This is a genomic window from Alginatibacterium sediminis (genome assembly GCF_003610775.1).
GTDB classification, from domain to species: domain Bacteria; phylum Pseudomonadota; class Gammaproteobacteria; order Enterobacterales; family Celerinatantimonadaceae; genus Alginatibacterium; species Alginatibacterium sediminis.
In genome coordinates this window covers 58480-83358 of record NZ_RAQO01000010.1, presented here as the reverse complement: position 1 = coordinate 83358, position 24879 = coordinate 58480, and the positions used below count along the sequence as shown (strand labels likewise).

Here is a 24879-nt window from a genome sequence, read left to right as displayed (position 1 = left end):
TATGCTCGGTAAACGCACAATAAAAGGGCGCATCGGCTTTGCTTTTGCCGTGGTAATGCTGGTTTGCTTCAGCTTATTACCTTTTGCCCAAATACTATCAACCTCGCTCAAACATCAATTTGATTGGGGTAATCCTTCGCTAATCCCACAAGCGCTAAATCTAAATGCTTATAAAGAGCTGCTTGGATTAACCGAGGTCAAAAAGGTTGAGATCCCGGTGGCAATTCAAAAAATTCTTGATAACCCGAAATTGCCACAAGATAAAAAAGACGCAATTGCAGCCAAATACGTCGCCAATGATAATTTATTCCCCTTCGGTAAATATATGCTTAATAGCATTATGTTCTCGGTAGGAGCTGCGTTCATTTCTCTAATCTTTGCGGTTATGGGCGCCTATGCGATAAGTCGGCTGCGGTTTAAAGGGCAAGTAGTGATTCAGCGTTCTGTGCTGTTTGTGTATATGGTTGGCGGCGTATTGTTAATGGTTCCTTTGTATCAAATGGCTATGAATATCGGCCTAGCTTCGACCATGTGGGGCAGCGTAGTTTGTTTGTTTCTGATTTACATTGTGCAAACACTACCGGTGGGCATGTACATGCTTGGCAACTACTTTAGAGGCATTCCATTTGCGCTAGAAGAAGCAGCAATGATGGACGGATGCTCGCGTACCGAAGCCATCATCAAAGTGGTACTTCCACTTTCTCTGCCAATGCTGGCTACGGTATTTATCTATTGCTTCATTATCGGATGGAATGAGTATTTATTCGCTTCGGTTTTTCTTAAACAATATCCGGAGTTTCATACCCTACCACTGGCACTACAAGAATTGTTTGTCTCTAAAAATGCAATTTGGGATCGCATCATGGCAGCTTCAATGTTGACCCTCGCACCAATTGTAGTTTGTTTCCTTTTTGCATCTCGCTTTATGAAAGGCGGGAAAACTGACGGCGGCGTCAAGGGTTAATAATATGGCTTCTATTTCTCTAAAAAATATAGTTAAGAACTACGGAAAAACCTCAGTGGTTAAGAATATTGACCTAGAAATCGAAGATGGTGAATTCGTGGTTCTTGTTGGACCTTCTGGCTGCGGTAAATCAACAACCTTACGCATGATTGCAGGGCTTGAACAAGCCAGCTCTGGGGACATTGTGATTGGCGACAAAGTCATGAATGACATTGAACCTCAGCATCGTAATATCGCCATGGTCTTTCAAAACTACGCGCTTTACCCACATAAATCAGTTCGCGAGAACATTGTGTTTGCATTGCGCCGTTTAAAAGTCGACGAACAAGAACTACAACGACGTCTAGTTGAAATATCTGAAATGCTGCAACTAGAAGAACTACTGGATCGTAAGCCAGCGGATCTATCGGGCGGGCAACGCCAGCGTGTGGCCATGGGTCGGGCAATCATTCGCGATGCCGATGTGTTTTTGTTTGACGAGCCCTTATCCAACTTAGATGCCAAACTGCGCGGACATATGCGCACTGAAATTGGCAAAATACACAACAAGTTTGGACGAACCAGTGTTTATGTCACTCATGATCAGATTGAGGCTATGACACTAGCCGATAAAGTGGTGGTATTGCACGATGGCTATATTGCTCAAGCCGGAACCCCAATGGAAATCTATTTGGATCCGGTCAACATATTCGTAGCACAGTTTATCGGTTCACCATCGATGAACATTGTTGACGCCACATTGCACAATGACTATTTACAGTTGGGCGAACACAAACTGCCGAGAAACAAACTTAGTGCGGTGAGCTTTGATGACGAGATCCCAAGTGAAGGTCAGCCGGTTAAAGTAGGGATCCGTCCCGATTTCTTTAACGATAAAAAATATTTCACGCAAAGTGACAGCAGTTTCATTTTTGAAGCCATGACCATCGAGTTAGTTGAACCAATGGGATTTGATAAAGAAGTTCTGTTTAATCTTGCGGGCGCATCAATTAAAGCTCGTTTAGATCTACGTTCAGATGTTAAACGTGGTGAAAAATTAGATTTGTTGATTGATTTATCCCGGGTACTTCTTTTCGACACGAATAGTGAATTGCGTTTGTAAATAGTCGTCGTACCTCCTACGTCAGCGTAAGGGGTACGTTTAAAGGACCAACTATGTCAGTGCTCTCTCAAATCTATCAAGTCCTGCATCAAAGCAATCAGTTTGATTTAAACCAAACTCAAGATTTATCATCGCAGCTATGTATGGCTTGGCTTATCGCCAATACCGAAAAACACCCTCAAGAACAGCAAGCTGCTGCCCTACTCGTTGCTCATAAAGAACACCCCGTACTGCGTTTATGTATTCACACAGAGCCGTTAATGTCAGACGAATGTTCGAACCTTAGTGAGCTGCCCTGCAGTGAAAACCCTCTGTGGTCACTGTTTAGTCCAGAAGCTTTGGAGTGTAAGCAACAAGCCTCAGCGACGAAAACTAAAATCCGTAAGCAACGTAGTTTAACGAACATATCGCTAGATGGAGCGGCGATTACCGATGTCGCACAGCAAGTCCTTTTAACAAGTAACGTGTTGCTGAGCTTACCACTTGACGGTGACGACGTTAGTCATATCGATTTGGGGGTTGATTTTCATACTCAATTGCAAGAAGCTCAACATCAATCACAGCAATATTGGTACGATCATCCAATTCCCATTGGTATTTCGCCCGCAGAAAATGAGATCCTATATGGCCTCAAGCACCTCGATGCTGCGTTAGATATTGAGCGCCACCGTGGTAATTTAGCCCCGGCACAAAAACTAAACGTGGCCTTGTCCTGCTCGGTAACCCACAGCAAACTGTCGTCCATTGCTAAAGCATATGTAGAATATGAAATCCGTACTCATCTGCAACTAAAAAACCTGCAAATCTATGTATTTGCAGAACAAGAATGTGAAGCAATCAAAGCTGCTGTATTTCCAAACGCTAGTCATGACCTCAAGCAAGTATTTGGGGTCAACGGCGCGTATGGACGTCACTATAGCTTTCTAAAGGCAATTGCTGCACTTTGCCAAAAATATCTACATCCCAAACTGAGAGCCACATTCAAAATCGACCTTGATCAGGTATTTGACCAGCCACTGTTGCTACAATATAGCGGCAAAAGCGCTTTCGAACATCTGTTGAGCTCTAACTGGGGCGCCAATGCACTCGATGCAAGTGGTCAATCCGTATCTCTAGGTATGATAGCTGGCGGACTTGTCAACGAAAAAGACGTGCGACACGGTTTATTTACTCCCGACGTAAGAGCTCCCAATGGCAGAGATTACCTCACATTTGAGCAGCTGTTTTGTGCGCGTTGGTCACAAGCACTTTCAACCGAAGTTGAAGTTGTCAATCAATGCTCTGATATTCAACGTATTCACGTGACCGGCGGCACCAACGGTATTCTAATTGATGCACTCTATCGATTTCGCCCCTTTACCCCCGATTTTATCCACCGGGCCGAAGATCAAGCTTTGTTTCTATCCGCATTAGCACAACCCGACAATGGCCAATATCTCGTCTATGCACATCAACCTGGGCTAATAATGCGTCACGACAAAGATGCGTTTGCCGACAGAGCCATGCAAGTAGCCGAAGATGGAAAAGCTTTAGGCGATATAGAGCGCATCTTGCTATTTAGTTGCTACGCTAAGCATCACCCAATGAGCATCGATGAACTTAAAGACAAGCTCTATCCATTTACAGGGGTATTTATTGCCGAACGCCCGATTACGCTCGCGATTCTGCGGTTTTTATTAGAAGGCATAGAAAAAAACCAAAATTACCTGGACCAGGGTGCAGAGAGGTTGTTCAAATGCATTGATTTCTGTCACAATTCGCTAAAACAGCAACTCGATTCCAACACTCGGGCTTGGGACGAGTACTATTCAAGTTTAGCCATCATTAAACTTGATCCTTTGGTCACCCAGGTGCTCAACAACTGTCAGCTAAAATTAGAGAGCACATGTCAATAAAGAAGCTCGCAGAGCACCTCAACTTGTCTAAGTCTACCGTTTCGCGTGCGCTAAATGGCTACACCGATGTAAGCGCAGAAACTCGGGCAAAAGTAATGCAAGGCGCTAAAGATATTAACTATCGAGCCAACGCTACCGCAAAACGTTTAGCCAGCGGGAAGTCTCGACACATTGGCATTATATTACCGTCCAATGACGACATGTTTATTTCTCCGGCATTCTCTAAAGTTTTGGCCAGTGCTTCTAGTTTACTAGCCAAGCATGACTACTTACTAATTGTGACGACAATTGCGCCCTTCCAAAACGAGCTAAAAGTTTATCAAGACTTTATGAATGGCGGCCTTGTTGATGGCCTCTTTGTAGTTCGTACCCGTAAAGATGATGAACGCATTCAAATGCTTAATCAGCGAAAGTTTCCTTATATATGTCACGGCTACTTGCCTGGATTTACCAGCGAGATGTATGTAGATGTGGATAACGAGCAAGCGTTTTATGAGATGACTATAAAACAAATACTCGCAGGACATCAGCAGATAGCTTTTCTGGACGGTCCTAGCGAACTAGCCTTATCCCAAAGCCGTCTCGAAGGCTATAAACGGGCAATGAACGAACACAACTTAAGCATTAACCCGCAATGGATCCAAAATGGCCGTCTTAGTGAAGAAGATGCAGCCAATATGGCCAAAGAAGTACTCTCGCTCGCCAAACGGCCGACAGCGATACTTTGTGCGGACGATATTATGGCAGTGGGTGCAATTGCAGCAAGCGAAGCACTTGGCTTTAACGCCGGCAGCGACTTGGCCATTGCAGGTTATGGTGATTATAGTGTCGGTCGTTACAGTAAGCCCCCTATAACCAGCATGCGCTATGATACTGAGAAGGTGGGCGAAGAAATGGCAAAGCTGATGTTAAACAAATTGGAATCCACCGCGTTTGAAGTTCAAAACTGGTATAAAGCGAGTATCGTTGAGCGACAATCAGACCAAGTTACCACCGCCTAACTCGACATCTGAGGCTATCAATGCAAAAAATAGTCTGCGTTACTTTTAATCCGGCCTTAGACCTAAGCGCTAGCCTAGCTCAGATTAATTTGGGACAGCTTAATCTTGTTGAACATGCCGATTTACGTGCCGCTGGCAAAGGCATTAACGTAGCCAAAGTGCTATGCGGCTTGGGAACCAAAGTGTCGGTTACCGGTTTTATGGGCCGAGACAATACCAACCTTTTTGACCAATTATTTGAAAGCCATTGCATCAACAATTCCTTTGTACTGGTTGATGGGCCAACGCGTACCAATGTAAAACTACTCGAATCTGATGGCCGCGTCAGTGAGATTAATTTTCCGGGGATGCAGGTTTCCAGTTCTGATGTTGCAAAGCTCGGACAACATTTGCTTAGTTTGGCGATGACCCATGACATCTTCGTTATTGCTGGCAGTCTCGCGCCAGGGTTAAGCCCGCAACAGCTAAGCGAGTGGATACAAGCGCTAGGCAACTTAGGTAAACAAGTTATCTTTGATAGCAGTGGCAAAGCCCTTGAAATCGGTTTACAAGCCAAACCGTGGCTGATCAAACCCAACCACCATGAGTTAGCTCAGCTGATGGGTAAGAATATGGACAGCGTTGAACAATGCCTACACGCGGCAAAAACAATTGTCGGCTCAGGTATAAGTAACGTAGTGGCGTCTATGGGGGAGCACGGCTTAATATGGGTAAACCAACAACAAGCGTTTCACGCCCAGCCTCCCAAAATGAAAGTAGTGAGCACCGTTGGGGCCGGGGACACGTTAGTCGCGGGCTTATGTTGGGCTCTAGCCAATAACTTGCCAATGCTTGATGCGCTTAGGAGCGCCACTGCTTTATCGGCCATCTCAGTGGGTCAACTTGGTGTTAACCTTGCTCAAAAAGATCACCTTAAAGAAATTGAAGCTCTGATTAAAACTTCAAAGTTAGCTTAAACCCGCCTGAAATTGGTTACTAAAACAAAGCTAGACGCCACTTTCACCCCCAACCTGTTCAGTTTCGTTGATTTAGCTTATTTAATTTGCCTATAAACCAAAATCTATCCTCGATTCAATAGCTATCTACCGACTTATCATTCAATCGCTCTCCACTACAATCTTAAAATGTAAACCAAAATCAAAATAGGTTAACCATTATCACAAAAATAAGATTAAACCGTTGCTAAATTAACCAAACAGATCAACCATAAGCTCGATATTGGACAACCAATTTCGATCGCTAGTGTTCGACATCGTTGTTTTAGATATCTAGGCGCTGTTTGATTTCCAGTTACTACTTGGGTTCAGCGCGATTATAAAAACAAATAAAGAAGGAAAAGATAGAGATGGAACTTAGTATGTCTACCAACCGAATCGCAAAAACAGCCGCAGCCCTTAGTTTGGCTCTAGGATTAAGTGCCGGCGTTCAAGCTGCCACAGAACTAAAATGGGCCCACGTATACGAACCAGAGCATCCCTACCACACCAATGCCTTGTGGGCTGCTGAACAAGTGAAAACAAGAACCAACGGTCGGGTTGAAATTAATGTATTCCCTAGCTCATCACTTGGAAAAGAAATAGATATTAACGAAGGCCTTAACTTTGGTGCGGTGGACATTATCTATTCCGGCGCGGCATTCTCGGAACAATTCTATGGACCCGTCTCTATTTCAAACTATCCGTTTATGGTTCGTGACTACGATCATTGGAAATCGTATCGCGATAGCGATTTGTTTAGTGAAATAAAAGAAGGCTATAAGACAGCGACTGGAAATGAGATCACCGCTTTAACCTATTATGGTCAACGTCACGTAACATCCAATAAGGCGATAACCAAGCCTGAGGACATGGAAGGTTTGAAAATCCGTGTACCTAACGCACCGCTATTCATGTTATTTCCAAAAGCTACAGGTGCAAACCCTACACCGCTTGCATTCTCTGAAGTGTATTTGGCTTTGCAGCAGGGTGTTGTCGATGCTCAAGAAAATCCACTACCTACAATTAAATTCAAGAAATTCTATGAAGTCCAATCTCACATCAGTTTAACCGGACATATTACGATTTCATCACTAACCCTCATATCTCCAATAACCAAAGGCAAAGTTGGAGACGAAGACTATGCAATTATAGCTGCTGTTACCGACGAAGCGTCACTTAGAGCATCGGAAGAAATCAATCTTTCTGAACAGCAACTTGGAAGCTGGTTTGAAGAGCAAGGACTCACCGTTCTTGAAGTTGATAAGCAAGCATTCCAAGATGCTGTCGCGCCAATGCTGACTGGCGATGACTTGCCATTTACGCAAGCACAAACGCAGCGACTCAAAGCGCTATAGGCCCAAAGCAGATGAAGCACTCAACAAAGGGTTCAGCAGCGTCTGAGAGCGAAATGCTCTCAGACGCTGAGCGTATACCACCTTCGAACGATACCTTAGACTTGGCTTGGATCGATTTCCCCGGTTTGGTCTTTTTTTGGATTTTGATGGTGGTAGTCTTTTTACAGTTTTTTACTCGGTATGTACTCAATGACTCATTAGGTTGGACCGAAGAAGTAGCGCGTTTTCTATTAATTTTGGTCGCATTTTGCGGGGCGATCACAGGCGTTCGCAAACGAACGCACATTTTTCTAGAGTTTTTTTATCGCTATATTCCGGTTCGACTATGCAAATACCTGACGATTTTTGTGGAGCTTATTAATATTGGCTTCTATAGCTACATGGCCTATATAGGGCAACAACTTGCTCAACAAACCCATCAAAACATGGTTTCTTTACCGATCCCCAAAAGCCTTATCTATTGGGCGGTTACAGTAAGCTTCGCAATCATGGCCTTTTATTCCGTGCTTTGGTTAATTCATATGCTTAAAACCGATGGCCAAGAAGTACTGGCTGAAATCGAAAAACAAGTCATTAACGAGTAGGTCACCCCATGTCCATTGCACTGCTTTTTATCATTCTATTCGTTCTTTTGATCATCGGCTCTCCAGTTGCCGTTGCATTAGGCCTTTCTTCCTTAATCTTTATTTTGACCCAAGGGATCCCAGATCTTGTCGTGCTGCATAATATGATTAACGGGGTCAACAGCTTCCCGCTCATTGCAGTCCCATTTTTTATTCTTGCTGGTCATTTGATGAACAGTTCAGGAATTACCGACAAAATATTTGGATTTGCTCGCGCAGGCGTGGGTTGGATGCATGGCGGTCTTGGACACGTAAATGTCGGCGCCAGTGTTATTTTTGCTGGGATGTCTGGGGCAGCCGTTGCTGACGCAGGAGGTCTAGGGAATATAGAAATTAAGGCCATGAAAGACGCCGGCTATGATAAAGATTTCTCGGTTGGAATTACCGCAGCTTCGTCGACGATTGGTCCAATTATTCCGCCTTCATTGCCGTTAATTGTATACGGTGTAACCGGAGACGCGTCTATTGGGCAACTATTTGCTGCGGGCATTATCCCAGGCTTAATGATGGCCCTTTCCTTAATGGTAATGGTTTGGTGGATATCGCGTCGCCGCAATTACCCTAAAGATGACAGTTTTCAACTTGCCAGACTGACAAGTGCTTTTGCCGAAGCCTTTGCGCCATTAATGACACCAGTTATTATTGTTGGAGGTATTCTATCCGGTGTTTTCACTCCTACTGAAGCAGCCATTGCAGCCGTCGCTTACTCGTTGATTTTAGGTGTTTTTGTTTATCGAACCATCACATTTAAATCATTGTTACGGGTATCCATGGAAACCCTAGAAACCACAGCATCCATCATGATGATTATCGCTGCATCATCGATTTTTGCTTGGATACTCACGGCCAATCAAGTGGCCCAAGATTTTGCAGATTATCTACTTGCATTCACCGATAACAAAACGGCAATACTATTAATCATTACCTTAATGATCCTCGTCATTGGTTGCTTTATGGAAACCCTTGCTGCGATCACCATATTGGTTCCAGTGTTACTTCCAGTTGCGGTACACATTGGGATTGATCCCGTGCATTTTGGTATCATTATGATATTAAATTTGATGCTGGGGCTATTAACACCACCCGTGGGAATGGTTCTTTACGTATTGTCTAAGGTTGCCGATGTACCTTTTGAAAAATGCGTGATGGCAACCCTACCCTTCTTAGTCCCTTTGATTATCGTATTGCTGGTATTAACTTTTGTACCACAGTTAACGATGTGGCTACCGGAATACCTCTACCGATAGCAATGGTCAGCAAGAAACTGCCACGAACAACTTCTGCTGTGGCAGTTTCCTTATTTGCGCAAGCCCATACCCTTTAAAAATTAGCCTGTAGGCGCTGTTTTATGTAGTCTTGGGCGCTTATTGCTGGGTATTTTTTTTTCGGTCCTTGGATCATTTGGTTTTTATTGGCCTGACAAAAGAAAGCAATACTATGGCGCGCCTTTTGGCCTTCATCCGGATTAGGCATTCTTACTCGATGTAGCGTTGATTTAAGTTGGTCATCACTCCACCGCATGAGCATATCCCCAATATTGCAGGTAATGAGATCTGACCTAGCTTCAACATCTGTCCAAAGCTGTTGTCCTTGTGCATCTTTGCCGGGACAGGCTTGCAGGCCACTTTCACCATCTTGTTGAAAAACCATGGTAAGGCAATCAAAATCCGTATGTGCACCTGCTCTCCATACGCCAGACTTAGCAGCACCTTGTAAAGGCAAGTAATGCAGTAAGCGCAACGTGGATTGATAGTGCTGGGAAGCACGGTCGTGGGCTTGGCTAAAAAAGTAACGATCCATACCCAATTTTTCAGCAAAACAAGAAAGAATGTCCATGCCCAAAGCCCAAGCTTGATACTCAAAATCCATAAAAATAGATTTGAAATAAGGTAGTTGCTGTTGCTCTGGCCAAAGTGCATTCATTTTAGGAAGGGTAATTTGATAAGACTCTTTCTCATCTGCATTCCCTGTAGAAGGACGAACCTGCTTTTTATATTCCCAGCCAGCATTTTCACCCGCTAACAAACTCAGCGCTTGTTTGGCTAAGGGATCTTGACCAAAAAATGCTCGGGATTGCTCGAAAGCATTTTTTACTAACTCCAAGGGAATGGAATGGTGACTAAGTTGGAAAAAACCCACTTCTGTCGCCGCCTTCCATAGCTCGTCACTTATTTGCTGACGTCGCTGCTCAAAGTCGCTCACGTCAATAACAGGGATCTTGCGACTATTATCCAGCCCGCCTTGCGCCCCTATTGTAGTTTCAAACTTAAGCTCGTCTAATTGATAGTTCATAGTGACTCCATTTTTTATGTGATAACAAAATGGAGCAATGCCAATCAATTTGATCTGCCGCTTCTACTCCTTTTACAGCTTTATTACTTTCCAATACTCCAAGCAAAAAATGTTTTCTGGATCAGTTTGATACTGTTAAACAGTAACAGGCTAATAACCGACAACAACATCAGTGAGGCAAAGGCTTGCGGAATTTTAAAATAAGATGTGGAAAACTGAATAAAATACCCAAGGCCCTTCTCAGCCGCTACAAACTCAGCAATAACCGCTCCAATAATCGCTAGGGTAATCGCTACTTTTAGTCCACTAAATATATAAGGAACAGCGAATGGTAAACGAATTTGCCAAATCTCACGACTAGGTTTAGCGCGCAAGGATTTCGAAAGCTCTATTAACTCCTTTGGCGTTGCCTGCAAACCGGTGGTAGTTGCCACAACCAGCGGAAAGAAAGATATCAGAAAGGTTATCGCTAACCGAGGTGCATCGCCGGTACCAAGAATTACAATCAACAACGGAGCAATCGCAACCACAGGTGTCGATTGAACCACAACCAAGATTGGATAAAGGGTTCTATTTAAGTAGTCAGAACGAACCATGATAATTGCAATCGGAATACTCAGCCCAATGGCGATAATAAATCCTAAAATAGCAATGTATAGGGTTGCCCATAAATGGCCAAACCAGCGACTTAATTCAACATTAAAAAAGGCTTCAAAAATAGCGCTAGGGGATGGGAAAATATACGACGGTACATCAGCCAGCACGCATACTAACTGCCACAGTGGCAAAATCATTAATAAACTAAGCGTCGGTGAGTGACGCCGAATAAACGTTAACATGCGAGCTCCTAAGCTACGGTTTTAAGCGGCGAGTCATTTTCACTTTGGGGGTTAGGCGAAACCTGCTTGGGTTGATATATGTGTTTTCGAATGATGTTGGTATATTTGGCAAACTGCGGATCGTTAATGGTGTCAATATCGCGTGGCCTTGCCAGATCTATATCAAGCTCTTGCGCTATCGTTCCTGGTCGATGACTCATGATCAGCACTTTATCGGCGAGTAACACAGCTTCCGAAATTGAATGGGTGATAAACAACACGGTCTTTGGCTTTTCTTGCCAAATGCGTTGCAGTTCAAAACCCATTTCTTCTCGACTTAAAGCATCAAGTGCCGAAAACGGTTCGTCCATAATCAAAATGTCAGGGTCGAGTAACAGAGCCCGCGCAATCCCAATGCGTTGTTGCATACCACCCGAGAGTTCCTCAGGTTTTTGGCCCAGAAAATCACCAAGTCCAACCATTTCGATAAGGCCAATTGCGCGCTTTTTGTCCTTCACACTAACAAAGTTGTATTTGTGCTTTAACGGAAATAGTACGTTATCTAAAATACTTAACCACGGTAGCAACGTTGGTTTTTGAAAGACAATACCGACATCTTCTCGGGGTTCAGTGACAGCATGCCCATAAACGTTGACCAGCCCCTCAGAGGCTGGAATAAGACCTGACAGTAGTCGTAGCAAGGTTGACTTCCCGCATCCCGAGGGACCCACAACAGCGACAAACTGATGTTTGTCGATGCTAAAGTTTACATCGTTCAGAGCAGGGACAGGCGTCCCTTGCTCTGTGATATAGGTATGCGAAACCTGCTTAAATTCAACAAATTTCGCCATTACTCAAGCCCCGTAAAAAAGCCTCGATTAAGCGCGGTTTCTGGATCAAAGCTGTTTTCATCTATGCCTTGCGCGGCCGAGGTCCATTTCCAAGTTGAAGCTAAGTGCTCGGCATCAAATGCGCCTACTTCACTGGCTTTACTTACTGAGTTGTAGACCAAATCGTGGATAGAAATAATCGTATCCTGAGCCACCTTAACATCAACCTCAGGAACAATTTTATTGATTGCTTGTGCACTTTCTAAAGGATAAGCCCAGGTGTACTCAACAGCCTGTGCATAAGCCTCTACGAAACGCTTCGCAACATCGGGACGCTCAGCCAAAAAGCGATCGCTAGCAATAACAGACGTTGCATATTGTTCTAGGCCGACTTCATGCCAAGGCATTACCTTTAAGGTTTTACCGGCTTGTTTTGCTTGGCTAATAAGACGTTCTTTACTTGTTAACCAAGAAATAAGCACATCGGTATTACCCGTAGCTAGCATAGGCCCTAATGCCCCAGGATCCGCTTTTACTAACTGAATATCGTCCTCAGTGTAGCCACTTTGCTCGAGTACTAGCGGAAGGTATAGATTCGAAGAGGTAAAGGGTGAGGTTGCTACTTTCTTACCTTTAATGTCAGCGATGGAGTTTATTTCACCATCATCAACAACAAAAAAAGCATGCGGGGCTTGGCTAAAAATCGAGTAAATCGCTGACACGGGTACATCGTCAGTCGCTTTGGCAACCATGAGTGCCGAAATATCAGCAATACCCACATCTGAAACACCGGTTGCAAGTTTGGTGATCGCCTCGGTAGAACCTCGTCCTTGATTAATCGAAACGTCCAAATCGAATTTGGCAAAAATGCCTTTCTCAATACCGACATAAACGGGAGCTTTGTCACCGCCAGGAAGCCAATCAAGTTGAAAGCTTACCTTGTCTGCTGCGAATGAAGAAAAACTAAGGCTTGCAAATAGTAGCGAGGTGCTAAAGGTCTTAAACATAATATTGATTCCTTCCACTTTACGTTTATTAAAGCTTCGGAAAGACATGGTCGACACAAGCCCACCCAAGCAAAAAAGTTGATGTCTTTCCGGCTAATGTGAGCAATGTCTCTAGCTTGGCTTATGATCCAAGGTAAACGCTTCTACTCTGAAATGTATTTCTAACAACTGCACTGTTATGCACAGTGCCTACCTCTAATGGAGCAATAGCTATGCCATCCTTGCGTAAATGCTCTTGATCCCTTTGCCAGCTGCTGATCGACGAATTTCAAGGTTGCATTGAGGTTGCGAACTCATCAGCGAAATGAAACAAAATGGTACGCGCCTGCACAGTTGTTGTGCTTTTGTTGGATTAATGTAGGCGTAGTAAGGGCTGGGTAAAACGGGTAAGTCCTAAACACAAGCACCTCAACAAGTCTGCGACAAAGGGTAGTTGTGGCGTAATAATTGCTCTAGCTAGAGAGTAAGCTTTTGATTTATCAACTCGAGTAGAAGCGGTCAGGGTTCCCCCGGGACATTGCTCAAAAGGAGAACCCTGTGAACTATTTGATTAAAAATGCGCAAACAATATTCCAAGATTCCAAGCTTAATAGCTCAACTAATGCCAATGACATTCGAATAAGTCAGGGTGTCATTACAGAGATTGGAACTCAGTTATTGCCCAACACCAGTCAAAACGAGCGCCTTATTAATGCCAAAGGCTGCGTGGTGTATCCCGGCTTTGTAAATACCCATCATCATCTTGCTCAATCGGTATTAAAAGGCGTACCAGAGGGACTTAATCAAGATCTAGGTCAATGGTTGGCCGCTGTACCCTATCGTTTTTGGCCCAAAATTCCACCCCGCCTGATGTATCTGAGTGCCAAACTAGGTATCTATGAGTTAATACGCTCAGGGGCTACGAGCTGTGCCGACCACCATTACTTATACCATGCCAACAGTTCAGCTGAAGTCGAAGCAGCGTTGTGGCAAGCAGCAAGCGATATGGGGATACGATTCACACTTTGTCGCGGCGGAGCAACACAGGTTGGTAAACACAAGGGAATGAGCAGGCTAAATCTGCAACCGGAGTCGATAGAGCAATGCTTAGAACGCATGCAAGACTCGCTGAAACACCACGATCCAAGCCCGCTTTCCATGAGCCGACTTTGCGTTGCCCCCACCAGCTTAATCCACTCGGCCAGTAAGCATGATCTCATCACTCTTGCCCAGTTTGCCCGAAGCAATGGGCTAAAATTGCACTCTCACTTACTAGAAGTTGAATTTGATCAGCAACAAGCATTAAAAAACCACCAAATGAGTGCTATTGATTACGCACACAGTTGTGATTGGTTAGGAGCAGACGTGTGGTTTGCCCACTTGGTAAAAGCCGATCGGCAAGCCATAGAGCTTCTCGCGCAAACCAATACCGGAATGTCTCATTGCCCAACATCTAATTGTCGCCTCGGTAGCGGTATTGCTCCTGCCTATGCCATGGATAAAGCGGGTATCAATGTATCCATCGGCGTGGACGGCAGTGCCTCTTCTGAGTCAGGCTCTATGCTGCAAGAGCTTAATCTCGCATGGTTACTGCAACGCGCCCAACATGGAGCGGCGAATGTGCCATTAGAACAAGTTGTACATTGGGGGACTCGAAATGGTGCCCACAGCCTCGGACTAAAAACCGGCAGACTAGAATTAGGCTACGCTGCCGACTTAGTTATCTATGATATTGAAGAGTTGCGCATTGCTAGTGTACATGACCAACGACTAGCCCCAATTTTATGTGGCGAACCGACGCAAGTGAAGTACAGCTTTATCAATGGGGTTCCGGTTATTGATAAGGGGTTATTTACACGATTTGATCCACAGGAGTTAGCCGCAGAACTTAAACAAGAGATGAGGACTTTTCTCGCCACTATCGAATAAGACCTCGATAAAATGGGACAATTCGATTGAAGGGTTAAATTTTGCAGTTCATTTAGGCAAACTAAGGATATGATATTCAAATACCGCCAATGCAGTGTAGCATTTTCGTATTTATCCCCAAGTATGAGGTAGCATAAATGACCTGGAGAAAAAAAGGTGAAGCCCCAGATTACCGATTTTCGTTGGCTAATGAGCGCACCTATCTTGCGTGGATAAGAACGGCATTGGCCTTGTTGGCCGGTGCCATAGGTATTGATCAGCTTGCTCCAAATTTAGCCAGACCTGAAGTTCGGATTTTGCTCTCCTTGTTTCTTTGTATTGGGGCGGGCTTAGTAGCTTTTTACGCCTACCGACGCTGGGCATCGAATGAACAAGCGATGCGTCTAAATCAAGAAATACAGTATACTGGGTTTCTAAAAATCACCAGTATTGTGATGGTAATTTTAGCCTTTGCCGCAGCGCTGGTCATTTTACTGTGAGTGATAAAGATCCAGGCCTACAACCTGAGCGCACATCCTTGGCTTGGTTTCGTACCATTTTACTGTTAGCCGCCATCTCATTACTAATGTTTAAAGTTGGGCAAAGTAATGGCTTCTATTTCCTGGTCAGTATGTCCGTTATCCTGTTAGCATTAAGTGCATTGCTGGTTCATTACTATCAAAACCGTTTCAGTGACAAACTCGACCTAAGTGACGTGGTCAAACCTAAAGACATTATCTTTAAACGTTGTTTAAGCATCGTTGTTGGAATTGCAGCAATGACTTACTTAACCTTCTTATTGATTTCCTTTTATACTGAAGTATTGATGTAGTACAGCATCGTTATTTTGCCTATCGATATAATGATGTTCGTAAATGTATTAATGTTATGTCGCAGGTAATTCAAGTCGGCAAATCAACCACCTATTGTAGTGACCTAACATGAGCCAACCCTATAGCTGCCACGTAATGGCTAAACCTTCGGGATCAATTTGTAACATTGATTGCCACTATTGTTTCTATTTAGAAAAAGAAAAACTCTATCCAGAACGAAACAGCAATTGGCAAATGAGCGATGAAACTTTAGAGCTCTACATCAAACAACAAATTGAAGCTCAGCCCGGAGACGAAGTAGATTTTGCTTGGCAAGGTGGCGAGCCAACGCTTCTTGGTATCGACTTTTACCGAAAAGCAGTTAGTTTTTGTAAACGCTATGGCAGCCATAAAAATATTCGCCACGCTTTTCAAACTAACGCTATTTTACTTAATGACGAATGGTGTACGTTTTTAAAAGAGAACGACTTCTTAGTTGGTGTATCCATTGATGGACCAGAACATTTACATGACCATTACCGCGTAACCTCCTCTGGTAAAGCAACGCATGCGAAGGTCATGCAAGGCATTTCATTGCTAAAAAAGCATAACGTTGAGTTTAATACGCTTACGGTTATTAGCGATAACAATGCAAAACACGCCAAAGAGGTGTATGAGTTTCTTATTGAAATTGGTTCTAGGTATTTGCAATTTATCCCACTAGTTGAGCGCGAAATTGCAACCAACAACGAAAACGAACTACGTTTAGTCGAACCGGGTAATAGTTTAGCAAGCTTAACCCCATGGTCGGTACCAAGCTGGCAATATGGCGAGTTTTTAAACCAAGTGTTCGACATCTGGATACAGCGCGACGTAGGTCGTATATTTGTACAAACTTTCGATTCTACGCTTGCTAGTTGGCTGGGTCAGAATGCAGGGATCTGTATCTTTGCTGAAACTTGTGGCCACGCTTTAGCGCTCGAAGCTAATGGTGATCTCTACAACTGCGATCACTTTGTTTACCCTGATCACAAGCTTGGCAATATTCACGACGTATCAATCTATGAAATGAACAATGGTGATAAAGCAGTACAATTTGGACTCGACAAAAAAGACAGCCTCACCGAAGATTGCAAGCAATGTGAATTTCGCTTTGCTTGTCACGGCGGGTGCCCAAAGCATCGTTTTGCTGTTTCAAAATCAGGCAAACCCAATCACAATTACTTTTGTGAAGGCTATAAACACTATTTTGCCCATACCAGCGTCCGCATGAAACAAATGGGACAGCTTCTACAACAGCAGCGACCTGCAGCACAAATCATGGACCATATTCGCGCTCAAAAACAGCAATCCTTGAAAGCTAGCCCCGGTCGTAATGACCCATGCCCCTGTGGTAGTTCGCTAAAATTTAAAAAATGTTGTGGGCGGTAAGCAATAAATGCCCCACTCTATTGATTGGAAACCCATCCTACTCGCCTGCCTAACCATTAGTATTGGTCAGCTTAGCATGGGCTTAGTGTTCCCGGCCTTGCCATGGATTGCGCAAGACTTTGGTATAGATCTTGACCAAGCTCAGTTGCTTATTGCTGTTTACCTACTCGGCTTTGGCCCCTCTCAGTTCATCTATGGACCCATTTCTGATGCGCTTGGTCGGCGTAAAGTTTTACTCAGTGGCTTGGTGTTGGCCTTAGTTGGATTGACAGTGGTTGTCATCGGCAGCAACAGTTTTCCTATGATAGTGCTTGGCCGGTTTATTCAAGGCCTTGGTACGGGTTGTTGCGCAGTTTTAGCTCGCGCATTAATTCGAGACTCTTACAGCGGTAAACAACTGCCGACCGCCTTAGCATATATTGCAATGGTCGCCTCGTTTACCCCCATTGTCGCTCCCGTGATCGGTGGGTTCATTAACCACCATTTTGGTTGGATCAGCATATTTGTTTTGCTGCTTAGTTACTTAGTCACAGTGTGGTTAATACTGTTTGTACGCTTTGAAGAAACCATGCGCAATAGAACGGTGCTTCCGTCGATACCCGCCGTACTAACAAGCTACGTATCCTTACTCAAGTCGCGCTACTTCATCAGTTTTGCAAGTATCGGTTGGCTCAATTTCAGCTTGGTAATCACTACAACCTCAGTGATGCCGTTTATCATGCAAATGCAGATCGGCATGTCATCAGATCGCTACGCCTTGTGGGCTTTAATCCCAGCGTTAGGCTTCTTATGCGGTACTTTTTTCTGCAATAAAATGCGCCCCAAGTTTGGCCTTAAAGCCATGCTTTATACCGCACCCTGCATGCAAGTTTTGGCTGCAATTTGGTTGATTATCGCCCCCTTAGAACCATGGGCGATGATGCTTGGCCAATTCTTGTTGGTATTTGGGAACGGTATCGCACTACCTTGCGCGCAAGCACAAGTCATGTTGCCGTTTAAAAATAGAGCTGGGGTTGCTGCAGCGCTCTCTGGCGGTGGACAGATGATAGTCTCGGCCTTGGTGAGTATGTTTTTAGTGAACATCGGGATTAATCAAGCTTGGGAGTTAGGCTGCCTGATTGGCGTATTTGCCTTAATAACCAGCCTTAATGTCTATCGGGGATTTCAGTCCACACCACCTAGCGGTTGATGTTTAGCCCGCGCTTGAGTTTTCAAACGCGGGTCAATTCATTATTCTTGATCCATAAACGCAATAATTTGCTCTTTGAAAGGTGCAACTGCTTGTCTGTCAGCGTCGGTGGTTTTTTCAGACACAGCTAACATCGTCTCAAGTGACGACAACGCTTCTGTCATGCTAGCTTTCATTCCATCGTCCAACATGCCGCTATCAAGCATAGCCCTACCTTGCGTCAAACCCTCTTTCATTTGAGCTTGCATCTCAGGGTCAAGTACCGCAGCAAAAATTTCAAAAGTACGCGCTTTTAATGATTGAAGACTATCGAAGCCGTATTGACTCGCAATACCCATAAACTCTTTGTAAAGCGGTTCATTTTTAAGTATAGCTTCCGCTTCAACTTCACTAAGACCCTGAACCTTGTCTTCAATAAGTTCCAAGCTGCCGTCATTCGCCTCAGACCACTGCTGTGAAGCAGCCACCGCTGATAGCCAATCTTGAACTTTGGTTTCATCTAATGCAGCGTTAGCTGACAGGGTAAACACTAGGCAAAATAAAGCGGTGACATATTTCATCGTTTGGATCATTCTTAACTCCATGTTTAAGGTAGGTTTTAAATAATACGGCTAAGGGTAGCCCAATTTATTGGAGATTGTTACACCGAGGATAAAAAGAAAAGTCCATCGCTACTTCACTCGCCACATACGAGAGATATAATATCCCCTTTATAACCACTTTAATCTTGGTAATGAGCTTGTCTGAAAACTATTACGAACAAAATGCCGATCAGTTTTTCGATGCTACTGTTGATGTAGACATGCGTTCCCTCTATTCCAAGTTTCTTCCGGAGCTGAGAAGTGGCGCGACCATTGTTGACGCCGGGTGCGGTTCAGGTCGAGATACAAAAGCTTTTTCTGAAGCTGGTTTTAGTTGTATTGCTTTTGATGCGAGTCCTACGCTTGTTGCTCAAGCTGAAATCTACGTAGGAAACACAATTCAGCATTGTAGCTTTCTCGACTTTGATTCGGCCGTTGAGGTAGATGCCATCTGGGCTTGTGCTTCTTTACTGCATGTTGAGTATTCGGAATTAAGTCGAACCTTTAGTCATTTATCATCATTTCTAAAACGCGGTGGGATTTTTTATTGTTCGTTCAAACATGGTGAACTAACTGTCGAACGTAACGGCCGGCGTTTCACGAATCTCAACCATGAACGACTAAAAGAGGTGATTGAACCAACAAAGTTGCAGATAAAACAGGATTGGATAACAGGCGACCTTCGTGAGGGCCGAAATGCTGAACAATGGCTAAACGCTATCTTAGTCAAAACCTAAGTTTTGAAATCTCGATACGTCCTTGTGAAGCATGCAAAGTCGTCTTCATGCAATTCGATGTCTAGCTTGCCATAATAAACAACCGCATCTTGTTTCATTTGTTCAAATACTCGGTCTAAAACTTTCAAATCGAGCTGGCTCCACAAGATAGTGTCAAATGCGATTACATTTAGATCGTGGCAGTGATGTACAAAACGCTTTCGTTCAAACTTCTCAAATGGATTCATTAGTAAGCTTCTACTGAGATAGGCTAGATCGCTCAAATTTTGATTGGAATTAAGTGGATTTTTTGGTTTTTCTGCCAAGCCATATTGCTGATGTAAATTTTGATAAAAGTCTTGGTAGCTTTGTGTAACCAAACTCAGATCAGCATCTCCTTGAGAATCTATATGCGTTAAAAACGACAGTATGAAAGCCAATTTATATGAGAACGTATAGTCTCGAAGTTCAATAAACTCTTTGAAGTCGTCCAATCGTGTTTGTTCATTACGTATTTTTAGCCCTTTTTCTTTTCGAAGTTTCTCCACAACGCTCTCGTCAAAATAGTATAATTTGCGACGCCCAAATTCTAAACTGCGCGTAACTTGAACGTCCCCCTTTTTTATCCAGCTTTTAATCGTTGCGGTTGAAACGAATAGCTCTCTTGCTAATTGCTCTTCATTTAGGAGCTCACCAATCTCATCTTCGAAGTTAAAAATATTAATCGGTTCTATTCTGCGCTCTCCCTCCCATAATCTATCCAAAACAATTAGCTCTTGCGTTGCTTGGCCCTCTGTTGGTTTCGTAACATCAGCGAAAGCTTGGTAAGAACTTAACCCAAATAAGTTGTGTACAGACCAAGGTTGTAGCTCTGCTCCATAATTGTCCACAACATCAATCACATATAAAGCTTCTTTCCCAGGGTGTTTGCGAGTACCGCGTCCTAATTGTTGTGCATATAATACTTTAGACATCGTCGGGCGAGCCATAATTAACAAGGATGTTTGTGGAGCATCCCACCCTTCATTAAGTAAGTCACATGCACATAAGAATTGTATTCGACCTGCATCATAATCCTCTAACGCACTTCGGTCTTTCCCCCAAACCGCTTTAGCCACAATGCCATGTTGATTCATTAGAACAGACATTCGCTGAGCGTGTTTGATATCAACACAAAAAACGACTCCCTGTTTAAATTTCAGATCATAAGATTCATCACTAACAAAGTACTTAAGTATGACATCGACGATCAATTGATCTCTAGAAGGAACAATCACCATCTTATTAAGATCAGATTTAACAAATTCTTTTCCGTTAAACCTAACTTTGGATAGATCGATGGAAGACTGAAGCCTAAACGCGCGAATCGAAGGGACAAGGCCTTGCTCGATTGCTTGCTCAAGACTTAAGTCAACTTCATAATTTCCAAAAATATCACTGAGCTTTCTTTTGTCATAGCGCTCATCAGTGGCCGTAAGACCCAATAAAAATTTCGGTTGAAAATGGCTAAGGGATTTTTTAAGCCCATGGGCAGCAGCTCGGTGTGCTTCGTCAACTACGATATAGTCAAAGTAATGGCTTTCTATTTGATGGTAATTACGCAACATCCAAGCACTTGTTTTAACGAGTATAGTTACTTCGTCCGAAAGCTCGCAACTAGCAACAACACCTTTAATTCTGGTCTCGAAGCGAGCTATCGTTTGTTCTCTTAGCGCAATGCTAGGAACAATGACTAAGGCTCGTTTGATCCAAAGCTCATTAAAGCCAACTCTTATATCCTCAATAAATACTTCAGTCTTGCCCGTCCCTGTGGGTAAAACTACCAGTTGAGCCTTACTACCTCCGAGCCTGTTATTGTGGATACCTTGTAATGCCTGCTGCTGATGTTGGTAAAGAGAAAAGTCGACATTCCGATGGGCTATAAGCATTGGAGTTGATAGAAACTCTCGATGTTCGCCAAAAAAATCTCGTACCTGATCAGCGAAGCGCTTGGAATCGGCCATGCCACGATTAGACCAACGGTAAACTTTATAACCATCCATCACTAATGAGTTTTGCTTAAATAGTTGTGATCGATACTTTTTGGGCTCAGACATGGTCAATAAAGGATGGTGGTACACCTCTCCATTTAGCTCAATAGCTACTGGACTTTGTTTTCGATGAAGAACAAAATCGACATATCGTCTTGTACCTTTCCTATCAATAAAAATGCATTCAGCTTCCAATGCATGAATATTTTTCGCTCCAAAGACGTCGCTAAACAACTCAATGAAATTATATTCTGGTAGCGTTGGTGATTGATGCGTCTCATCCCTAGATGAGCCGTAAACGCTAGCTTCATCATGTACTTCGTTATTCAAAAACCAACGCATGTCTTCAAGTAACATTTGAGTATCTCGGGCATCAAAACGCAGGAGTTTTGTGAAACGGTACATCAATAAGTTTTGTTCTGTTGTATATCGTACATAGGGAAACTGATGAACATCTTGTTCGAAAAGACTGATATCGAAATAAATAGCTTCATTGTTGGCGTTAGTAAAAAGATAACCTCCATCTGAGTTACGCCATTTGCTGTAACCAAACTGACTTAGCAAGTCCAGTACTTGTGAATTTAGTGGAAGTTCAAGGTTCAAATGATTGTCCTATTGCCCTATTTCGATTAACTACAATTTCAGTGTCTTTGGCTGGCTTCTAAACCCTTACAATAATCAATAACTTTCTAAAAATCAGTTAAAAATTAACAACAAACATGCAATGATGGAACTGCAAACCGAGCTCAAATGGAAATAGATGACAATAATCATCTTGATTAACTCGATGCTACTGAAGGCACATCAAATGCATGTTTTTTTGATTCTAATCTCGTTATTTTTATTTATATTCCCAACTTCAACCTATGCCTATGTTGGCAGCGAGCAATGCATAGAATGCCACGCTACCGAGTATGAGCAATGGCAGGGATCGCACCACGATATGTCTATGCGGCATATGGATGATGATGCGGTGTTGGGTGACTTTGACGATGTTAGCTTTGAGTTCTATGGCAAAACCAACCGTTTTTTTCGCAAGGGCGAGCAATATTGGGTAAATATAGAAGGTCCCGATGGAGAGTTTGCAGACTATCAAATTAGCTATACATTTGGTTGGAAGCCCCTACAGCAGTACATGGTTGAATTTCCCGATGGTCGAGTGCAACTCATTCCCTTTGCTTGGGACTCGCGAACAACAGCTGAAGGTGGACAAACTTGGTTCCACCTTTACCCGCAATTTACCGATAAAAAAGATGACTTTTTTTGGACCAATCCGGGTCAAAACTGGAATTTCATGTGCGCCGATTGTCACTCTACTAATCTTCAGAAAAACTACGATCTTGAAAACAACACATATGCGTCAACCTGGAGTGAGATTAACGTGGCTTGCGAAGCCTGCCACGGACCGGCTGAAGACCACATGCTATGGTCAAAAAGCAATGATGAGCTAAGCTCTAGCGATGACCATGCCGGCTTTCGATTAAACCTTGCACCCCAAGTTCAAAACTGGGTCTATCAAGAAGGTAGTAGCACCCTGGTTCCGGAGTCGCAAACGGCTAGTCAACAAACGTCGATGTGCGCGCAGTGCCATAGCCGGCGCTTGCAACTTACTGAAGAAAATCCGCATCTAGAGACGGGAAACTACTCGGATCGTTACCGACTCAACTTAGTCAGCGATGATTTGTACCATTTAGACGGTCAAATTTATGATGAAGATTATGTTTACGGCTCATTCTTGCAATCCAAAATGGCTAGCAGTGGCGTGGTCTGTACTGATTGCCATAATCCACATACCGCTGAGCTAAAACTACCGGAGCAAGTGCTGTGTAATCAATGCCACTTACCCGATGGGTATAGTGATGAGAATCACAGCAAACACCAAACAGGCACCGAAGGCGCGCAATGTACTAGTTGCCATATGCCTGAAACTACATACATGCAAGTGGACCCGCGCCGAGATCACAGCTGGCAAATACCACGCCCAGATTTAAGTCAACAAATTGGAACGCCAAATGTCTGCGTGGATTGTCACAATACTCCAGAAGAGGGAAATCAGTGGGCCATTGACACCTTAAAACAGTGGTTCCCAAATTCTCCGTACCAAGGTCAGGACCATTTTGCACAAGCCTTTGCCCAAGCTGCCATTGGCGATCCTAATGCGGCCTCAGCTCTTAGTTACCAGGCTCAAGACATAAATAACGCTGGGATCATTCGCGCCTCGGCCTTAGAGCGAATCGCAAATTATCCAAGCCGCAACGCTTTGGTTGCTTTAAGCCGCGCTATTCGTGGTGATGATGAACTTATGCGCTTGGCCAGTGTTGCTGGTTCTGCCAATTATCAACCCGCTGATCGCTGGCGTTTACTCTCACCTTTACTCAATGATCCAGTACTTGTGGTGCGCTCGGAAACCGCAAGTGTATTGGCGCAAGATTGGCGTGACTTAACGAACGAACAACGTGATTTACTCAGCCCGGCGCTAGATGAGTATCTAGCCATTGCTCGGTTTAATTCAGACCGCGCTTTTGGCCGCGTGAATACAGCCAATGTTCACTTGTACAAATCTGAATTAAGCGCAGCAGAACAAGCTTACAAAGGCGCGATTATGGTCGAGCCTTATGCAGCCCTTCCCTACATTAATCTTGCGGATCTATACCGAGCAATGGGCGACAATCAACGCTCGCTGAGCCAACTAAAAACAGCCATTGACTTAACCATCGAAGATGCCGATTTGGATTTTGCTTATGCGATGAGCTTGGTTCGCGTTAAAGACTACCCCAATGCCCTGCAACAATTAAAAAATGCCACCGAACGCGACCCTCAAAACCCGCAGTATTGGTACACCTTGGGGCTTTTGTCGCGTCAGCTCGGTGATGCTAGCGGTATTAATGCTTTGAAACAGGCTTATCAAACCAGTCAACAACCGCAATACCTATATGCACTTTGTGAAGCGATGATTCAAGATCGTATGCCAAATGCCACAACTTGCGTTGAACAATTTGCAACGATGGGTCCAGCAAATGCTGTAGAGCAATTAAAATCAATGTTAAGCGCCCCATAAACACGGGCGCTGTATAGTAGCGCTAATGCTTACGGCGCTAATAGCCCATGATTTTGAGTGCCACATAAGGCGCGAAGAAAAACAGTAATGTTAGGAGCTTAAAGTAGGCAATATACTGCATATACAGTTGGCGTAACTGTTGTGCATCGAGGTCAAATGCGCGGCTGTGTATTCGCACAATCACATTTTTACCCAAGTAGAGCCCTAGGGTTGAAAACAGCAACACAGCTGCGTTTATCACTACACACCAGCCTAAAAAGCTTGTGAATTCTGCGATAGAGAACATATTAAATCCTTAGCTAACGCCAGTT

22 protein-coding genes are annotated in these 24879 nt (G+C 43.8%); 15 read left to right on the top strand and 7 right to left on the bottom strand.

The window, feature by feature from the left end; genetic code table 11:
• Nucleotide 1: 1 nt before the first annotated feature.
• From DBZ36_RS18395 to DBZ36_RS18360, 8 genes are all read left to right on the top strand, one after another.
• Complete coding sequence (locus DBZ36_RS18395; protein WP_120356452.1) at nucleotides 2-964, top strand: carbohydrate ABC transporter permease; 963 nt, start codon at nucleotides 2-4, stop codon at nucleotides 962-964.
• Between the two features lie 4 nt (nucleotides 965-968).
• Nucleotides 969-2066 carry an ABC transporter ATP-binding protein gene (locus DBZ36_RS18390; protein WP_120356451.1) on the top strand — a complete coding sequence of 366 codons (1098 nt, stop codon included), beginning with the start codon at nucleotides 969-971 and terminating at the stop codon, nucleotides 2064-2066.
• 53 nt (nucleotides 2067-2119) lie between these two features.
• The gene (locus tag DBZ36_RS18385) at nucleotides 2120-3961 is read left to right on the top strand and encodes a hypothetical protein (RefSeq protein ID WP_120356450.1); all 1842 of its coding nucleotides are present in this window, start codon (nucleotides 2120-2122) and stop codon (nucleotides 3959-3961) included.
• On the top strand, nucleotides 3952-4962 hold the full coding sequence (locus tag DBZ36_RS18380) for a LacI family DNA-binding transcriptional regulator (protein ID WP_120356449.1): 1011 nt from the start codon (nucleotides 3952-3954) through the stop codon (nucleotides 4960-4962). Before DBZ36_RS18385 ends, DBZ36_RS18380 begins: the two co-directional genes overlap by 10 nt.
• Nucleotides 4963-4982: 20 nt before the next feature.
• Nucleotides 4983-5918, top strand: coding sequence for a 1-phosphofructokinase (gene pfkB / locus DBZ36_RS18375; RefSeq protein ID WP_120356448.1), 936 nt, complete (start codon nucleotides 4983-4985; stop codon nucleotides 5916-5918).
• Between the two features lie 401 nt (nucleotides 5919-6319).
• On the top strand, nucleotides 6320-7294 hold the full coding sequence (locus tag DBZ36_RS18370; protein ID WP_199711925.1) for a sialic acid TRAP transporter substrate-binding protein SiaP: 975 nt from the start codon (nucleotides 6320-6322) through the stop codon (nucleotides 7292-7294).
• 11 nt (nucleotides 7295-7305) lie between these two features.
• Nucleotides 7306-7878, top strand: a complete 573-nt coding sequence (locus tag DBZ36_RS18365) for a TRAP transporter small permease (protein WP_120356446.1) — start codon at nucleotides 7306-7308, stop codon at nucleotides 7876-7878.
• Between the two features lie 8 nt (nucleotides 7879-7886).
• Nucleotides 7887-9164: a TRAP transporter large permease gene (locus DBZ36_RS18360; RefSeq protein ID WP_120356445.1), complete on the top strand. Its 1278-nt coding sequence runs from the start codon at nucleotides 7887-7889 to the stop codon at nucleotides 9162-9164.
• Between the two features lie 73 nt (nucleotides 9165-9237).
• Here DBZ36_RS18360 and DBZ36_RS18355 read toward each other — a convergent pair whose 3' ends face one another.
• The 4 genes from DBZ36_RS18355 to DBZ36_RS18340 form a co-directional block, all read right to left on the bottom strand.
• Nucleotides 9238-10209, bottom strand: coding sequence for an isopenicillin N synthase family dioxygenase (locus DBZ36_RS18355; protein ID WP_120356444.1), 972 nt, complete (start codon nucleotides 10207-10209; stop codon nucleotides 9238-9240).
• Between the two features lie 83 nt (nucleotides 10210-10292).
• The gene (locus DBZ36_RS18350; RefSeq protein ID WP_120356443.1) at nucleotides 10293-11048 is read right to left on the bottom strand and encodes an ABC transporter permease; all 756 of its coding nucleotides are present in this window, start codon (nucleotides 11046-11048) and stop codon (nucleotides 10293-10295) included.
• A gap of 8 nt (nucleotides 11049-11056) precedes the next feature.
• A complete protein-coding gene (locus DBZ36_RS18345) occupies nucleotides 11057-11878 on the bottom strand; it encodes an ABC transporter ATP-binding protein (RefSeq protein WP_120356442.1) in 822 nt (273 codons plus the stop codon).
• Nucleotides 11878-12864, bottom strand: coding sequence for an ABC transporter substrate-binding protein (locus DBZ36_RS18340; protein WP_120356441.1), 987 nt, complete (start codon nucleotides 12862-12864; stop codon nucleotides 11878-11880). Before DBZ36_RS18340 ends, DBZ36_RS18345 begins: the two co-directional genes overlap by 1 nt.
• 537 nt (nucleotides 12865-13401) lie before the next feature.
• On the opposite strand from DBZ36_RS18340, the gene DBZ36_RS18335 reads away from it, so the two are divergent.
• The 5 genes from DBZ36_RS18335 to DBZ36_RS18315 all read left to right on the top strand — a co-directional run bounded on the left by DBZ36_RS18335 (nucleotide 13402) and on the right by DBZ36_RS18315 (nucleotide 18183).
• Complete coding sequence (locus DBZ36_RS18335) at nucleotides 13402-14772, top strand: amidohydrolase family protein (protein WP_120356440.1); 1371 nt, start codon at nucleotides 13402-13404, stop codon at nucleotides 14770-14772.
• Nucleotides 14773-14909: 137 nt separating this feature from the next.
• Nucleotides 14910-15251 carry a YidH family protein gene (locus DBZ36_RS18330; protein WP_120356439.1) on the top strand — a complete coding sequence of 114 codons (342 nt, stop codon included), beginning with the start codon at nucleotides 14910-14912 and terminating at the stop codon, nucleotides 15249-15251.
• Nucleotides 15248-15583, top strand: coding sequence for a DUF202 domain-containing protein (locus tag DBZ36_RS18325; protein ID WP_120356438.1), 336 nt, complete (start codon nucleotides 15248-15250; stop codon nucleotides 15581-15583). The genes DBZ36_RS18330 and DBZ36_RS18325 overlap by 4 nt, the downstream gene beginning before the upstream one ends.
• Nucleotides 15584-15692: 109 nt before the next feature.
• Nucleotides 15693-16994, top strand: coding sequence for an anaerobic sulfatase maturase (locus tag DBZ36_RS18320; protein WP_120356437.1), 1302 nt, complete (start codon nucleotides 15693-15695; stop codon nucleotides 16992-16994).
• A 7-nt stretch (nucleotides 16995-17001) separates the two neighbouring features.
• The gene (locus DBZ36_RS18315) at nucleotides 17002-18183 is read left to right on the top strand and encodes a multidrug effflux MFS transporter (protein ID WP_120356436.1); all 1182 of its coding nucleotides are present in this window, start codon (nucleotides 17002-17004) and stop codon (nucleotides 18181-18183) included.
• A gap of 41 nt (nucleotides 18184-18224) precedes the next feature.
• Here the strand turns inward: DBZ36_RS18315 and DBZ36_RS18310 are convergent, their stop codons facing one another.
• The gene (locus DBZ36_RS18310; protein ID WP_120356435.1) at nucleotides 18225-18755 is read right to left on the bottom strand and encodes a hypothetical protein; all 531 of its coding nucleotides are present in this window, start codon (nucleotides 18753-18755) and stop codon (nucleotides 18225-18227) included.
• Nucleotides 18756-18916: 161 nt separating this feature from the next.
• Between DBZ36_RS18310 and DBZ36_RS18305 the strand changes: the two genes are divergently transcribed.
• The gene (locus DBZ36_RS18305) at nucleotides 18917-19501 is read left to right on the top strand and encodes a class I SAM-dependent methyltransferase (RefSeq protein WP_120356434.1); all 585 of its coding nucleotides are present in this window, start codon (nucleotides 18917-18919) and stop codon (nucleotides 19499-19501) included.
• Here the strand turns inward: DBZ36_RS18305 and DBZ36_RS18300 are convergent.
• Nucleotides 19498-22113, bottom strand: a complete 2616-nt coding sequence (locus tag DBZ36_RS18300) for a DEAD/DEAH box helicase (RefSeq protein WP_120356433.1) — start codon at nucleotides 22111-22113, stop codon at nucleotides 19498-19500. The two genes, DBZ36_RS18305 and DBZ36_RS18300, sit on opposite strands and share 4 nt — an antisense overlap.
• 157 nt (nucleotides 22114-22270) lie before the next feature.
• Here DBZ36_RS18300 and DBZ36_RS18295 point away from each other — a divergent pair, with 157 nt between their 5' ends.
• Nucleotides 22271-24568, top strand: coding sequence for a multiheme c-type cytochrome (locus DBZ36_RS18295; protein WP_120356432.1), 2298 nt, complete (start codon nucleotides 22271-22273; stop codon nucleotides 24566-24568).
• A gap of 37 nt (nucleotides 24569-24605) precedes the next feature.
• Here DBZ36_RS18295 and DBZ36_RS18290 read toward each other — a convergent pair whose 3' ends face one another.
• The gene (locus DBZ36_RS18290) at nucleotides 24606-24854 is read right to left on the bottom strand and encodes a DUF6868 family protein (RefSeq protein WP_120356431.1); all 249 of its coding nucleotides are present in this window, start codon (nucleotides 24852-24854) and stop codon (nucleotides 24606-24608) included.
• Between the last annotated feature and the right edge of the window lie 25 nt (nucleotides 24855-24879).